Origin of the sequence: Flavobacterium sp. (assembly GCF_025352425.1) — a bacterium.
Lineage (GTDB): Bacteria > Bacteroidota > Bacteroidia > Flavobacteriales > Flavobacteriaceae > Flavobacterium.
The window spans coordinates 1-13,779 of record NZ_JANXTI010000060.1; the positions used below are offsets into that span (position 1 = coordinate 1).

General features: G+C 34.9%; 15 protein-coding genes, 1 tRNA gene and 1 pseudogene. 12 read left to right on the forward strand and 5 right to left on the reverse strand.

Features of this window, described 5'->3' with window-relative positions; genetic code table 11:
• The 3 genes and pseudogenes from Q0Q99_RS08010 to Q0Q99_RS08020 form a co-directional block, all read left to right on the forward strand.
• Positions 1-117 (forward strand): annotated as a pseudogene (locus tag Q0Q99_RS08010) (IS982 family transposase); the annotation flags it as partial.
• A gap of 111 nt (positions 118-228) precedes the next feature.
• Positions 229-936: a murein L,D-transpeptidase catalytic domain family protein gene (locus tag Q0Q99_RS08015; RefSeq protein WP_293894040.1), complete on the forward strand. Its 708-nt coding sequence runs from the start codon at positions 229-231 to the stop codon at positions 934-936.
• Between the two features lie 148 nt (positions 937-1,084).
• Positions 1,085-1,157, forward strand: a tRNA-Gly gene (locus Q0Q99_RS08020).
• A gap of 30 nt (positions 1,158-1,187) precedes the next feature.
• Here Q0Q99_RS08020 and pepE read toward each other — a convergent pair.
• A complete protein-coding gene (gene pepE / locus Q0Q99_RS08025) occupies positions 1,188-1,898 on the reverse strand; it encodes a dipeptidase PepE (RefSeq protein WP_293894043.1) in 711 nt (236 codons plus the stop codon).
• A gap of 80 nt (positions 1,899-1,978) precedes the next feature.
• Between pepE and Q0Q99_RS08030 the strand changes: the two genes are divergently transcribed.
• Genes Q0Q99_RS08030 through Q0Q99_RS08040 form a run of 3 tightly spaced genes read left to right on the forward strand, consistent with a single transcriptional unit; the run spans position 1,979 to position 3,684 of the window.
• Complete coding sequence (locus Q0Q99_RS08030; RefSeq protein ID WP_293894046.1) at positions 1,979-2,731, forward strand: hypothetical protein; 753 nt, start codon at positions 1,979-1,981, stop codon at positions 2,729-2,731.
• Positions 2,732-2,773: 42 nt separating this feature from the next.
• Entirely contained in the window at positions 2,774-3,097 is a 324-nt protein-coding gene (locus Q0Q99_RS08035) for a twin-arginine translocase TatA/TatE family subunit (protein ID WP_293894049.1), read from the forward strand.
• On the forward strand, positions 3,097-3,684 hold the full coding sequence (locus Q0Q99_RS08040) for a phosphatase PAP2 family protein (RefSeq protein WP_293894052.1): 588 nt from the start codon (positions 3,097-3,099) through the stop codon (positions 3,682-3,684). The genes Q0Q99_RS08035 and Q0Q99_RS08040 overlap by 1 nt, the downstream gene beginning before the upstream one ends.
• Here Q0Q99_RS08040 and Q0Q99_RS08045 read toward each other — a convergent pair.
• On the reverse strand, positions 3,647-4,288 hold the full coding sequence (locus tag Q0Q99_RS08045) for an O-methyltransferase (protein WP_293894055.1): 642 nt from the start codon (positions 4,286-4,288) through the stop codon (positions 3,647-3,649). The two genes, Q0Q99_RS08040 and Q0Q99_RS08045, sit on opposite strands and share 38 nt — an antisense overlap.
• Positions 4,289-4,348: 60 nt before the next feature.
• Between Q0Q99_RS08045 and rlmN the strand changes: the two genes are divergently transcribed.
• Complete coding sequence (gene rlmN, locus Q0Q99_RS08050; RefSeq protein ID WP_293894058.1) at positions 4,349-5,389, forward strand: 23S rRNA (adenine(2503)-C(2))-methyltransferase RlmN; 1,041 nt, start codon at positions 4,349-4,351, stop codon at positions 5,387-5,389.
• A 53-nt stretch (positions 5,390-5,442) separates the two neighbouring features.
• Here rlmN and Q0Q99_RS08055 read toward each other — a convergent pair whose 3' ends face one another.
• Entirely contained in the window at positions 5,443-6,312 is an 870-nt protein-coding gene (locus tag Q0Q99_RS08055) for a hypothetical protein (RefSeq protein ID WP_293894061.1), read from the reverse strand.
• Between the two features lie 106 nt (positions 6,313-6,418).
• Between Q0Q99_RS08055 and Q0Q99_RS08060 the strand changes: the two genes are divergently transcribed.
• The 5 genes from Q0Q99_RS08060 to dnaG all read left to right on the forward strand — a co-directional run bounded on the left by Q0Q99_RS08060 (position 6,419) and on the right by dnaG (position 12,012).
• Positions 6,419-7,399 (forward strand): polyprenyl synthetase family protein, encoded by a 981-nt coding sequence (locus tag Q0Q99_RS08060; RefSeq protein ID WP_293894063.1) that lies wholly within the window; start codon positions 6,419-6,421, stop codon positions 7,397-7,399.
• Between the two features lie 125 nt (positions 7,400-7,524).
• Positions 7,525-8,073 carry an RNA polymerase sigma factor gene (locus tag Q0Q99_RS08065; protein WP_293894065.1) on the forward strand — a complete coding sequence of 183 codons (549 nt, stop codon included), beginning with the start codon at positions 7,525-7,527 and terminating at the stop codon, positions 8,071-8,073.
• A gap of 25 nt (positions 8,074-8,098) precedes the next feature.
• Positions 8,099-8,842, forward strand: coding sequence for a hypothetical protein (locus Q0Q99_RS08070; RefSeq protein WP_293894068.1), 744 nt, complete (start codon positions 8,099-8,101; stop codon positions 8,840-8,842).
• Positions 8,843-8,890: 48 nt separating this feature from the next.
• Positions 8,891-9,922 (forward strand): hypothetical protein, encoded by a 1,032-nt coding sequence (locus tag Q0Q99_RS08075; protein ID WP_293894071.1) that lies wholly within the window; start codon positions 8,891-8,893, stop codon positions 9,920-9,922.
• A 110-nt stretch (positions 9,923-10,032) separates the two neighbouring features.
• A complete protein-coding gene (gene dnaG, locus Q0Q99_RS08080; RefSeq protein WP_293894074.1) occupies positions 10,033-12,012 on the forward strand; it encodes a DNA primase in 1,980 nt (659 codons plus the stop codon).
• A gap of 28 nt (positions 12,013-12,040) precedes the next feature.
• On the opposite strand, the gene Q0Q99_RS08085 is transcribed toward dnaG, so the two are convergent.
• Complete coding sequence (locus Q0Q99_RS08085; RefSeq protein ID WP_293894077.1) at positions 12,041-12,670, reverse strand: response regulator transcription factor; 630 nt, start codon at positions 12,668-12,670, stop codon at positions 12,041-12,043.
• Positions 12,671-12,746: 76 nt separating this feature from the next.
• Positions 12,747-13,559 (reverse strand): NAD(+) synthase, encoded by an 813-nt coding sequence (nadE, locus tag Q0Q99_RS08090; protein WP_293894079.1) that lies wholly within the window; start codon positions 13,557-13,559, stop codon positions 12,747-12,749.
• Between the last annotated feature and the right edge of the window lie 220 nt (positions 13,560-13,779).

Here is a 13,779-nt window from a genome sequence, read left to right on the forward strand (position 1 = left end):
TTTGAAGGTTTTAAAACAAGAATTTTAGCAAAAATAACAGCATTAACATTGGTTCAGTATATCAATAAATTCATATTTGACAGACCAATAAACAATATTAAAAATCAAACAATTTAATTACACCCAACGGGTTAAATTTAGCTTAATAAACGTTAAAGTATTTTTATTTTTGGAAATTAGGTTTATGTTTGCCAAACCAAGTCTCAAATATTAACCTATTATTATCAAATGAATTACAAATGTTTCCTCTTGTTTTTTGTTGTTTTGTTGATGTCTTTTACAAATCTTCCAAACAAAAAAAATCCCAAAAAAATTAGTGTCAAAACAGAAACCGCTGCTGTTTTAGAAAATGTGTCTATTTACAATCAATTAGATGCAAACTCTTTTGTTTTGCCAAGCTTTGATTGTTTTAATTTAGCATTGGATGGATTTTATTTGCTAAAGGATAAAGGCCTTGTTGAAAAAAACATCCTTACGTTAGTTGATTTCAGTAAGTCATCAAATACGAAACGCCTTTGGGTAATTGATTTAGATAAAAAAATCATATTATTCAATACTTTAGTAGCTCACGGGAAAAATACGGGTGAAGAATTTGCTAAGCAATTTTCAAATCAGGCGGAGTCTTTCCAAAGCAGCGTAGGGTTTTATGCTACAGGTGAAATTTATGATGGCAAGCACGGCTTATCCTTAAAACTGGACGGACTTGAAAAAGGACTGAATGATAAAGCGAGAGAAAGAGCTGTTGTGGTTCATGGAGCAGATTATGTTTCGGAGTCTTTTATAAAACAAAACAAGAGATTGGGGAGAAGTCAGGGTTGTCCGGCACTTCCTGTTGAAATGAATGCGAAAATCATCAATGTAATAAAGAATAAATCCTGTTTGTTTCTTTATCATCCCTCTGCAGCTCACGAAATTATTTCAAAATTAGCTGCTTAAATTTTGCGCATTAGCAAAAGGTTTCGCAACATTTTCATTACAAATGACTTACAGTTTCAACTTCTTTCGGTTTAAATAAGTCAATATTTTTTTAAAAAAAAAGTTGCATCGAAAGAATGTTATTCTATATATTTGCACCCACATTAACGCGGAAGTAGCTCAGTTGGTAGAGCTCCAGCCTTCCAAGCTGGTTGTCGCGAGTTCGAGCCTCGTCTTCCGCTCAAAAACCTCAAACTTTAGTTTGAGGTTTTTTATTTTCCTAAAAATGCTAAATCAGTTTCAGGTTCCAGCTCTGTGGCGACTTCATTTTGCTTAAATAATCTAGCGGTTAAATCTCCTTTCAAAATTATTTTATCTCCGCTAACTTCAAGCCAGCTTCCTTCGCGTAACCCTATAACGGGAATGTTATTAAAAGCATGGAACTCCTTTATCCGTGTTTCCAGTGTTTCTCCCATATGCTTACTATGCTTATCAGCGTCGAGATAATGTGGATTTAAATTAAAAGAAATTAACTCCAACGTTTTAAAACTGGGGGGATAAATTATAGGCATGTCATTCGTGGTTTGCATCGTCAGTCCTGTGATATTGCTTCCTGCACTTGAACCAAGATAGGGTGTTCCGCTTTCGACAACTTTTGCCAAGACTTCCATCACATTATTTTGATACAATTGCGTTACCAATAAAAAAGTATTTCCACCGCCGGTGAAAACTCCCTGTGCGTTCTGAATAGCTTTTATTGGGTTTTCAAATTCATGCAAACCTTTGACTGCTTTATTTATTTTGGCGAAAGCCGAACGGACAGTAAGCGTGTAATCATGGTGTGAAATTCCGCCGGGACGTGCATACGGGATAAAAAGAATTTCGGTGCAGTGTTTAAAGTGGCTTTCCAAAATAGGCAACAGGTATTCTAAATAGTTTCCGCCATGGATTGTTGAGGTGCTGGCGATAATCATTTTTTTCATTTGGTATAATTTACTTTTAACAAAAGATTATCTACTTTTAGTAATCTAAAGGATATTTTTACATTCGTAAAATTAGAATAATGAAGTTATTTAAAAGTATAATTATATTTTTATTTTTTGCCCAAACTTTTGCCCAAACGTCAACGTTAACTTTGTTAAAAGGAAAAATAACTTCCCAAATCAAAGAATTAAATGACGTTAACGTGTCTAATTTACGGTCAGAATCAGTAACGACAACAGATAAAAATGGTAATTTTTCAATGTTCGTGAAGGTTGGGGATAGTTTGAAATTTTCGGGTTTACAGGTAGTGACTAAAAAATCAATAATAACTGAAAATGACATTGTCAAACAACTTTATGTAGAAAATTTAGAAGCAAAAGTTAACGCGCTTGATGAGGTGGAAATCAAGCAGTATAAAGATATCAATGCGGTTTCATTAGGAATATTGCAAAGACCTGCAAAAGCATACACACCAGCAGAGAGGAAATTAAGGGCAGCCGAAGAATTTCATTGGTACAGTCCATTATTAATTCCATTAGGAGGTATGAGTGCAGATGGTTTGATAAATTCTATTAGTGGGCGAACAGCAATGCTCAAGAAGGAACTAGCAGTCGAAAAAAAGGAAAAATTATTGGAAAAGATAGAATATCTCTTTAAAGTAGAGTTTTTTTCGGAAAACTTAAAAATTCCGAAGGATTATTTGAGAGGATTTTGGTATTATGCAATCGAAGACCCAAAGCTCGTTGATGCACTAAACACAAAAAATAAAATAATGGCTCGTTTTATCTTCTCGGATTTAGCGACTAAATATTTAGAAATTTTAAAAAACTAATAGCAATTTTAGTAACTTTGTAACTCATTAAATCTGGAAATTATGTTTGGAATTGGTGGTGGAGAATTTATCCTTATAATTTTGATTGCGCTGATGCTTTTTGGTTCTGATAAGTTACCGGAAATGGCCAGGGCTTTTGGAAAAGGAATGGCGCAATTAAAAAACGCTACTAACGAAATAAAAAGTGAAATCCAAAAAGGAGCAGAAGATAATGGCATAGACACTTCTATAAAAGAGTTGACAGCGACATTTACCGATGAGGTTGAAAAAGTAAAATCAGGAATTGATACTAATATCTTACCCGAAGTCACCAAAGCAAAAGAAGATATTGAGGAGTTGACCGGACCGGTAAAAAGACAATTATAGTGCTGGAAAAAATCCTCCAATTAGACAAAGAACTTTTGATTTTCTTAAATGGTCTTGGTTCTGAAACCTTTGACGGTTTGTGGTTGATAATTACAAAACAAGTATATTGGACACCTTTATTTCTTCTTGTTTTTTATCTGTTGCAAAAGAAACTAGGGTGGAAAAATTTTGGTTATTACTTTCTTTTCACAGCCCTTTTAATATTGCTTTGCGACCAAACCTCAAATCTTTTTAAATGGTATTTTCATCGGTTACGCCCTTGTAACGACGAGACAATAAATCATATTATCAGAGTAGTAAAGACAAGTCCATCGTTTAGTTTCTTTTCTGGTCATGCGACCAACTCAATGGCAACCACAGTCTTTACATTTATGATTCTGAAGAAATTTTACAGACATGCTTATTTACTATTTTTATTTCCCTTGATTTTCGCTTACAGCCGAATTTATCTTGGGTTACATTTTCCTTCAGATATTCTAACAGGTTATGCTTTTGGGGCAACATTCGGGTTTATTTGCTACAAACTGTACCGGAAATACGTTTTAAGGATTAAAGTACGCGTGAAACAGTTAATCCGTCGCGAATAGGTAGTAAAATTGTTTCTACTCTTGGATCTTGCTTTAATAATCTATTGTATTCTAAAAGAATTTGGGTCGTAATATCGTTTGATCTTACTTCTTCCAGTACTTTTCCGCTCCATAAAACATTGTCAGAAAGTATAATTCCGCCTTTGTTCATCATTGGAACAATCAAATGAAAATAATTAATATAGTTTTCCTTGTCAGCATCAACGAAAACCAAATCGTATTTTTTAGTTAGCTTCGGAATGATATCCAATGCTTCACCTAAATGTTGTGTTATTTGTTTTGCCCAAATGGTTTTGTCAAAATATTTCCTTTGAAAATCGAATAATTCTTCTTCATTATCCAAAGTATCAATGGTGCCGTTTTCTGCTAAACCTTCAGCCAGACAAAGTGTGGCATAACCAGTATAAGTTCCCACTTCGAGAATAGTTGTTGGGTGGATAATTTTAGAAAGAATGCTCAAAACCCTTCCCTGGAAATGACCGCTTAACATTCGAGGAGCCAATATTTTCTGATGGGTTTCTTTATTCAGTTGTGCTAACAATTCAGGTTCGTTTTCTGAATGCTGCGTAACATAGCTGTCTAATTCGTCTGAAAGGAAATGCATTGTGTTATTTTTTACAAAAATACAAATTAACAACTAATGAAAATAGCCTAAATTTGCGCCATGGAAATCGAAAAAAAGGACATCCGAAGTTTAACCAAAGAGCAATTGCGCGATTTTTTTGTCGCCAATGGTGACAAGCCATTTCGTGGCAATCAGGTTTATGAATGGCTTTGGAGTAAGGCTTCACACAATTTCGAAGACATGACCAATGTTTCCAAAGAGACGAGAATGATGCTCGAAAACAACTTTGTGATAAACCATATCAAGGTTGACCAAATGCAACGAAGCGAAGATGGCACAGTGAAAAATGCTGTCCGGCTACATGACGGTTTGATTGTTGAAAGTGTTTTGATTCCGACAGACACAAGAACAACCGCTTGTGTTTCGAGTCAGGTAGGTTGCAGTCTGGATTGTAATTTTTGCGCCACAGCTCGTTTAAAAAGAATGCGAAACCTTGAGCCCGGAGAAATTTATGATCAGGTTGTAGCCATTGACCGTGAAAGCCGTTTGTATTATAACCGACCGCTTTCCAACATTGTTTTTATGGGAATGGGCGAACCATTGATGAATTACAACAATGTGATGAAAGCTATAGATATGATTACCTCCAACGAAGGTCTGGGAATGTCTCCAAAACGAATTACTGTTTCTACCTCAGGAGTTTCAAAAATGATAAAAAAAATGGCCGATGATGAGGTAAAATTTAGGCTGGCTGTTTCATTGCATTCAGCCATTGAAGAAACCAGAAACCGCATCATGCCTTTTACAAAAAACTTTCAGTTGCCCGAATTGAAAGAAGCTTTACAGTATTGGTATCAAAAAACCAAAAGCAAAGTAACCTATGAATATGTGGTTTGGAAAGGCATTAACGATGATAAAGCTTCTATAGACGCCTTAGTTAAATTCTGTAAATATGTTCCCTGTAAAGTCAATTTAATAGAATACAATCCAATAGATGACGGCGAGTTTCAACAAGCCTCAGACGAAGCAATAGAGAATTACATTAGAACTTTAGCAAAAAATGACATAGTAGCCAAAGTGCGCCGAAGTCGGGGAAAAGATATTGATGCTGCCTGCGGACAATTAGCCAATAAGTCATAAAAAAAGTCCCGGATTTAATTGAAATCCGGGACTTGGTTAAAATAAAATTACTTTTAATTTCCCCCTAAAGTAATTATATGAGAATTCCCATTTACGGTGAATATTGCAAGATTATCGCATTCTCCATCGCCATAATCAAGAGTAGCGGTGTTGCCATTTCTAACAATTGTGATAACGCCTCTGACAATATTCGGACAGTTCATTCTAATTCTTAAAGGAGTTGTAATAGTACTTGTTTGTATTGCTCCGCTCGGGAAAGTTGTTGTCCATTCTCCCGTAACCTGATAAATATTATCCAACCAAATTGCTGTAGCATATCCTTCGATAATTTCTCTCACTCGTTGTCCAACGCGAGTAACGACATCGCCATTTGGCAAAGTTGCTGTCATATCCATATCCATAGTGACAATTGGATGAATATTTGGGTTAGCAGTACTTGTGGCCATAATTCTTGTGAAAGTTTTGGTGCCGTTAAATTCTATATTGTTGTGATAAAAATCCTGGAACGTATACGTTATTGTATGCGACGTAGCGGCTGGTTGGTACATAAAAGTGATTACAATTACTCCTCTTAAAACATTTCCGTTTGGAAGCGGACAACCTGTTGTGCCAAAGTCAATAGTTTTAGTAATTAAGGTTCCCGGAGTAATTGTGGTTCCAAAAGCAGGAACTCTCGTGACTGTTGCACATGCCGGTAAAAATGCATCTGTAGTTTGAATAGTTTGATTGGTTTTTCCGGAAATTCCGTCGGATGTATTCAATTGATCTTCTACAATTTTAGAAACATCATCGTTCATAATGTCTAATTTTGCATTTGTTGCAGCGTCTGCAGCGGTAATAGAGTTTCCCCCATTATCATCTTTGCTACAACTAAAAATAGAAAAAGCTAATGCAAGTCCTAAAATAAGTTTTGTTGTTTTCATATTCTCGTTTTTTATGGTTCGCTTTGTTTGAGTTGTTTTTATTAAAAAGGTTTAATCAAAATTAAAAAATTTTTCAAACGACTGCATTATTGTATATTTGAAAGCGATGAATATCACTTCACAAATAAAAGAACCCATTAGAGAGGAAATGGAGCTTTTTGAAAAAAAGTTCTATGAATCGATGACTTCCAAAATAGCTTTACTCAACAGAATAACCTATTATATCGTAAACCGAAAAGGAAAACAAATGCGACCAATGTTTGTTTTTCTGGTTGCCAAAATGCTTTCTGACACTGATGAAGTTAATGAAAGAACCTATCGTGGTGCAAGTGTAATCGAATTAATTCACACCGCAACTTTGGTTCATGATGATGTGGTTGATGACAGCAACAGACGTCGCGGGTTTTTCTCTATCAATGCTTTGTGGAAAAATAAAATCGCAGTTCTCGTTGGCGATTATTTATTGTCAAAAGGATTATTGCTTTCCATTGATAATGGCGATTTTGATTTACTCCGAATAATATCGGTTGCCGTACGCGAAATGAGTGAAGGCGAGTTACTTCAAATAGAAAAAGCAAGGCGTTTAGACATTGTGGAAGAAGTATATTATGAAATCATCCGAAAAAAAACAGCCACATTAATTGCTTCCTGTTGCGCACTTGGCGCTAAATCGGTTTCTGAAAATGAAGATCGGGTAGAATCCATGCGAAAATTTGGCGAACTCATCGGAATGGCATTTCAAATCAAAGACGATTTGTTTGATTATACCGACGATGCAATAGGAAAACCAACAGGAATTGATATCAAGGAACAAAAAATGACATTGCCTTTAATTCATGCCTTGAATAACTGTACGCCCAAAGAAAAAAGCTGGTGCATCAATTCGATAAAAAATCACAATAAAGACAAAAAACGTGTTACCGAAGTTATCCAATTTGTAAAAGACAAAAACGGTTTGGCTTACGCCGAAGAAAAAATGATAGAATTCCAGCAGGAAGCACTTCAAATTCTTGAAGAATTCCCTCAATCTGACTATAGAGATGCGCTTTCACTTATGGTAAACTATGTTATCGAAAGAAAAAAATAGATAATTTTAAAATTATTTTCATTCGTAAAGCATTGATTTTACTGATATTTTAATTTTTTTAAAATCGTCATGCAACTATTTTTCAACCATCCTCGTCTATGCTAATAGAACACTAACCAATAGTTTTGAAAGTAATTAATTTACATCACCAAGAAAAGGAGTTAATTGAATTGGCTGTCGAAAATAATCGACATGCACAACATCAGATTTATTCCCGATTTTCTCCAAAAATGTTGAGCGTTTGCCGTCAATACATAAAAGATTTGCAGCAGGCAGAGGATATCATGATAACCGCTTTTATGAAAGTGTTTACCAATCTAAAGAATTTTGAACACAAAGGCAGTTTTGAAGGTTGGATAAGAAGAATTATGATAAACGAATGTATTTCCTTTATTCGGGTTCAGAAAAAGGTGAAGTTCATTGAAGACGAAAATTTTTACGAAGAGCGCCATAACAATATTGAAAGCCAGTTTTCCGTAGAGGACATTCAGTTTTTGATTGACAATTTACCCGATGGTTACCGGATGGTTTTTAATCTTTATTGTGTTGAAGGTTTTAAACATCAGGAAATTTCGGCAATGCTCGGAATAAATGAAGGCACATCAAAATCGCAGTTGTCTCATGCACGAAAAATGCTTCAGGAGAACATCAGCACACGAGCGTTAGCAAACTGACACAGTAAACTAAAAAATTACGACAATGGAACTGAATAAGATAGAAAAACAGATAAAGAAAAAGTTGGATTCGAGAGAAATTCAGCCTTCTGCTCAGGCTTGGGACAGATTAGATGCTATGCTTTCAGTAGCCGAAGAAAAAAAAACAAGCCGACCTTTTGGCTTTTTGTTTATTGCTGCAAGCATCACGGTTTTGCTAGCTGTGGGTTTGTTTTTCTTCACACAAAATGGTCGTGAAATCATGCTTAAAAACGATGTGGTTACTACAGAAACCAAAGATTCAGTTAGAAAAAATGTTAAACAAATGCCTCAAGTTATAAAGCAAAATCAAGTTGTAATATCAACTAAAACCCAAAATCCAGAATCCCAATCAACAAATAATAATAAATCAGTTTCAATCAGCAATCAAAAATCAGCAATCAACAATCAACTACCCATTCATCAAAATCCACTCATTAATCGTGAAAAAGAAATTCAATATCAAAACAGTTCAGATCTAGCCTTAAAAAACCTGCCTGTAATCGAGACCAGAAAGGAAATTGTTCTTCCTGTTAAAAACATTCCTTCGGATGAACAACTTTTAGCAGGTTTGGATAAAGCAGCTAAGCAATCTTCCGAAAAAAATACTCTCGTAAAAATAAATCCAAAAAGCCTGCTTTCTCAAGTTGATGGCGAATTGGAACTGACCTTTAGAGAGAAAGTAATCAATAAGATGGCAAAAAATTATAAAGAAGTTAAAGTAGCTTTGGCCAACAGAAATAACGAATAACATTAACAAAAATCAGTAAATCATTAATCAAATTTTAAATCAAACATCATGAGAAATTTTACCCTTTATTTAGCAGTAGCGGCATGCCTTGTGGCAAGCAAACTATCAGCACAACAATCATTCGAAACTAAGGTGCATGCCATAGCCGATAAAATCGAAAACATTACTAAAGAGGAAAAAGCGGCGCTGAAAGTTGAACTCGAAGCAGTAAACAAAGATTTAGAAGCAGGAACAATCACTAAAGAACAATCCGATGAAAAAAAAATGAAATTGGCAGAAATACATTCTAAGAATATTGAAACCCGAATTGGACAAGCCCAAGATGAGTTAAAAGAGTTAGTGAAACAAAAGGTTGACGGTAAAATTAAAGACACCAAGTATAAAATGGCGGTGAAATGGAATTGGAATAAAAACGATTCAATTAAAAAAAGCAAAGGAGAAGCACGAACTACTTCACAATTTGTTTTTGCTGCCGGTGTCAACAATTTGGTTACTGATAAAGCTGTCGCGCATTCCGACTACAGGTATTGGGGTTCACATTTCTACGAATGGGGATTTACTTCTAATACAAGAATTTTTAAAAATGATAATTTATTGCACCTGAAATATGGATTTTCAGTAATGTATAATAATCTGCGTCCAACAAACAACCGAGTGTTTGTGGCGAACGGAAACCAAACCAATCTTGAAACCAGTTCAATCAATCTTCGCGATTCCCGTTTCAGAAATGTCTACGTAACTGCGCCGGTACATTTAGAGTTCGATTTTACAAAAGCAACCAAGAATGCTGAAGGAAAAACATTATTCAGAACTCATGAAGGCGTTCGATTCGGAATTGGTGGTTATGCGGGATTCAGAGTAAAATCAAAACAGATTTTAAAATACGAAGCGGACGGCCATGATATTACCCTCAGGGAAAGAGGCGGCTTTAATACCAATGATTTCATTTATGGAGTTAGTACTTATCTTGGTTATGGCGAAACTAGTTTATATCTGAAATATGATTTAAATCCATTATTTAAAGACAATGTTGTTAAACAAAACAATATATCACTAGGTGTTCGTTTTGACTTGAATTAGAATTTTTTTAGGTTAGTTTATACTTTAAAAAGATGTTCCAGCAATGAAGCATCTTTTTTTATTTTTATGTATTTTTACTGTCTTTCAAATTTTAAATCTTTCAATTTATTTTGATTACCCGCGAAACCATAGATAAAGTTTTTGAAACCGCACGTGTGGAAGAAGTCATTGGCGACTTCGTACAACTCAAGCGTGCAGGCAGCAATTACAAAGGATTAAGTCCGTTTTCGGATGAACGTTCGCCGTCATTCATGGTTTCTCCTGTGAAGCAAATCTGGAAAGATTTCAGTTCGGGAAAAGGCGGAAGCGTTGTGACTTTCCTTATGGAACACGAGCATTTTACCTATCCCGAAGCCATTCGTTTTTTAGCCAATAAATACAATATCGAAATTGAAGAAACCGAAGTTTCCCAGGAAGATAAAATAGAGGCCAATGAAAAAGAAAGCATGTATTTGGTTTCCGAATTTGCAAAAACCTATTTTCACGATACCCTTTTAAATTCCGAAGAAGGCAAGGCAATAGGTTTGTCGTACTTCAAGGAAAGGGGTTTTACAAACGAGACTATCACCAAATTTGGTTTAGGATATTCGCCCGAAACTTGGGATGCTTTTACAAAAGAAGCCTTGGCAAAAGCTTATCAATTGGATTATCTTGAAAAAGTTGGTTTGACAATTCTCAGAGAAGACGGTAAGCATTTTGATCGTTTTAAGGGAAGGGTTATGTTTCCAATTCAAAGTTTATCCGGAAGAAATTTAGGTTTTGGAGGAAGGATTTTGACAAATGATAAAAAAGCAGCCAAATATCTGAACTCGCCCGAAAGCGAAATTTATCATAAAAGTAAAGTCCTTTACGGAATTTTTCATGCCAAACAAGCAATTGCCAAACAAAATAATTGCTTTTTAGTTGAAGGCTATACTGATGTCATTCAATTGCATCAGGCCGGAGTGGAGAATGTTGTAGCCTCTTCCGGAACTGCTTTAACTCCGGACCAAATTCGATTAATCAACCGATTGACAAAAAACATCACCGTTCTTTTTGATGGAGATGCTGCGGGACTTCGTGCTTCTGTTCGCGGAATTGATTTGATTCTTGAAGAAGGAATGAATGTTAAAGTCTGCACCTTTCCTGATGGTGATGATCCGGATAGTTTTGCCAGAAAAAATTCGTATGAAGATTTGGTTTTGTATCTAGAAAACAATGCAAAGGATTTTATCCAGTTTAAAGCCTCGCTTTTGATGGATGAAGCCAATAACGACCCAATTAAGAAAGCTGATTTAATTCGTGATATGGTGGTCAGCATTTCCAAGATTCCGGATCGTATAAAAAGGGAAATCTATATTCAGGAATGTTCCCGAATCATGGATATTTCGGAACAGGTTTTGTTGAACACGCTGGCTCAATTGGTTCAAAAAGACATTACGGAAGCCGGAAAAAAACTTAAACAAGAGTATAAAGCATTAGAAATTGTCAAAAGTGAGACGCAATCTCCGCAGGAAAAAGTCAATATCGTATACGAATTGGAACGTAAGATAATCGAAATGCTATTGCTTTATGGTTCACAGGAAGCCGAGTTTGATGATTTTATTTTGAAAGCCAATGAGGAAGGTGAAATGATTGAAGAGAAAGAAACCAATTTGGCTAAAGTTTACCAACGTATTTATTTGAGTCTGCAGGAAGATGAAGTTGAATTGGCAAATCCTTTATTTAAAGAAATTTATAATGATTTAATTGCATATTACAATCAAAATGAAGCGTTCAATATAGAGCATTATTTAATGCAGTTGTCTGTTGAGCATTCACAAATTGTTACCGATATATTGATGTTGGAAGAAAAAGAATTGCTTCACAATTGGGAAACCAAACATATTTATGTGAAAACCAAAAATCAAAATGTATCACAATATGTTTCAGAAACTATTGTGTCACTTCGTGAATATCTTATCAATAAGTTGATTATGGATTTGATGAATACTTATCGTAGTGAAGAAGAAAATGATTTGGAAGAACTAAAATCAACCATCAACGATTATAACAAACTGAAAGTCAATCTTACCAATAAAATCGGAAGAATACGCTCCACTTACCTATAAAAAAACCCCGCATTTGCGAGGTTTAATTTTAAACGATTTCTAACGTTTTTGCTTTGTTAACAAGGTCAACCAAATTCGTTACATTTAGCTTTGTCAACAGACGAAGTTTGTAAGTACTGATTGTTTTCTCGTTAAGTGCTAAAATTTTAGCAATCTCATTGTTTTTTTTACCATCGCTTAAAAAGCGAAGTACCTCGATTTCTCGATTAGAAAGTTTTCGATACAAACGTTCCGATTTGTTTTGTTTAGCAATCAATGCTAAACTTTTCTTGATTTCATCATTTAGGATAATTTGCCCTTGGCTTACTTTGACAATAGCAATCCCTAAATTTTCAAGCTTTGATGTCTTGTGAACATAACCAGCGCAACCTGCTTTTATAGCATTTGGCGCATAAATGTGTTCTGACAAGCTACTAAAAATGATAACTTTAGTTTTTGGAAAGTTTTTAATGATTGACTTGACTTCATAAATGCTCTTTAATCCCTCAAGCTCTAAATCAATGATTAAGACGTCAATTTCTTTGTTTCTTAATGTATCCGGAACCATAAAAAAATTACCAACGTTTGAAACGACATTTATTTCAGAATGATCCTTGAAATAAGCCTTCATTCCAAAGTGTACAACTGGAAAGTTATCTGCGACACATAGATTTATCATAATTGTGGTATTTGATAAAAGTTAATAAAACGACCGTAAAGGTAAGAAAACATATTGTAAATATGTTACATTTTTTTTAACAATTTTTATATGGTAAAGGAATTAAACATAAAGGAATGGGCTGCATTTTATGTTGATTTGCAATATGTAACTTCGTGTAAATTTCAAAAACTTGTTTTTCCCTTCCTGTAAAATCTGCTCCTTTTTTGTTGTTTTCAGCTTCAATCATGGCCCATTCTAGTTCATCATAGCTGGCTCCAAGTTGCTGCTCATCAGTTCTTGAGTCACCAAATAATCCATCCGTTGGCGATGCGTTTTGAATAGAGGAAGGGATTTCTAAATATTCCCCCAATGCATAAACATCGCTTTTCATTAAATCGGCAATTGGACTTAAATCTACGCCGCCATCGCCATATTTGGTATAAAAACCAACACCAAAATCTTCGACTTTATTTCCTGTTCCTGCTACGAGTAAGCCATGAATTCCGGCAAAATAGTATAAAGTTGTCATCCGCAATCGGGCTCTGGTATTAGCGAGAGATAAATTGAGCTTCACCTCGTTTTCCGAGTCCGGAACTTCATTTTTAAACATTTCAAAAACAGCCGTTAAATCCGTCATGTCATTTTTTACATTTGGGAAACGTTTCTTTAATTGCTCAATATGTTCCCTTCCGCGGCTAACCTGAGTAGTGTCTTGATAAATCGGCATTTCAATGCATAAGATTGTCAATCCGGTTTGAGCGCAAAGTGTAGAAGTCACAGCAGAATCAACACCGCCGGAGATACCAATTACAAAGCCGTTGACATTTGCTTTTAAGGCATATTCTTTCAACCAATTCACAATATATTGATTTACTTTTTCTACTTGAATTGTACTTTTTTTAGCCATTTGTTGTGAAAGTATTTAGAAACTGAAATGTATATTTGCAAATGTAAAAAATCAAGACTTTTACAAGTTGATTTATTAGATATTAACCCGTTGGGTGTAATTATTTAAAGTAAAAATAAATTGATTAAATATTGGTCAAGATACTGAAATTCAGTATCTTGAAGTCGCAAAACAAACCAATATTCATGTCAAATATAGTTAAAAATTATTTAAGAGTTTT

Bases quoted from the DNA above. Each gene is read 5' to 3' on its own strand.
- rlmN (WP_293894058.1), top strand. From the start codon at position 4,349: ATGGAAATCGAAAAAAAGGACATCCGAAGTTTAACCAAAGAGCAATTG.
- Q0Q99_RS08060 (WP_293894063.1), top strand. From the start codon at position 6,419: ATGAATATCACTTCACAAATAAAAGAACCCATTAGAGAGGAAATGGAG.
- Q0Q99_RS08070 (WP_293894068.1), top strand. From the start codon at position 8,099: ATGGAACTGAATAAGATAGAAAAACAGATAAAGAAAAAGTTGGATTCG.
- pepE (WP_293894043.1), bottom strand. From the start codon at position 1,898: ATGAAAAAAATGATTATCGCCAGCACCTCAACAATCCATGGCGGAAAC.
- nadE (WP_293894079.1), bottom strand. From the start codon at position 13,559: ATGGCTAAAAAAAGTACAATTCAAGTAGAAAAAGTAAATCAATATATT.
- Q0Q99_RS08075 (WP_293894071.1), top strand. From the start codon at position 8,891: ATGAGAAATTTTACCCTTTATTTAGCAGTAGCGGCATGCCTTGTGGCA.
- Q0Q99_RS08035 (WP_293894049.1), top strand. From the start codon at position 2,774: ATGTTTGGAATTGGTGGTGGAGAATTTATCCTTATAATTTTGATTGCG.
- Q0Q99_RS08045 (WP_293894055.1), bottom strand. From the start codon at position 4,288: ATGCATTTCCTTTCAGACGAATTAGACAGCTATGTTACGCAGCATTCA.
- Q0Q99_RS08085 (WP_293894077.1), bottom strand. From the start codon at position 12,670: ATGATAAATCTATGTGTCGCAGATAACTTTCCAGTTGTACACTTTGGA.
- Q0Q99_RS08030 (WP_293894046.1), top strand. From the start codon at position 1,979: ATGAAGTTATTTAAAAGTATAATTATATTTTTATTTTTTGCCCAAACT.
- Q0Q99_RS08055 (WP_293894061.1), bottom strand. From the start codon at position 6,312: ATGAAAACAACAAAACTTATTTTAGGACTTGCATTAGCTTTTTCTATT.
- Q0Q99_RS08015 (WP_293894040.1), top strand. From the start codon at position 229: ATGAATTACAAATGTTTCCTCTTGTTTTTTGTTGTTTTGTTGATGTCT.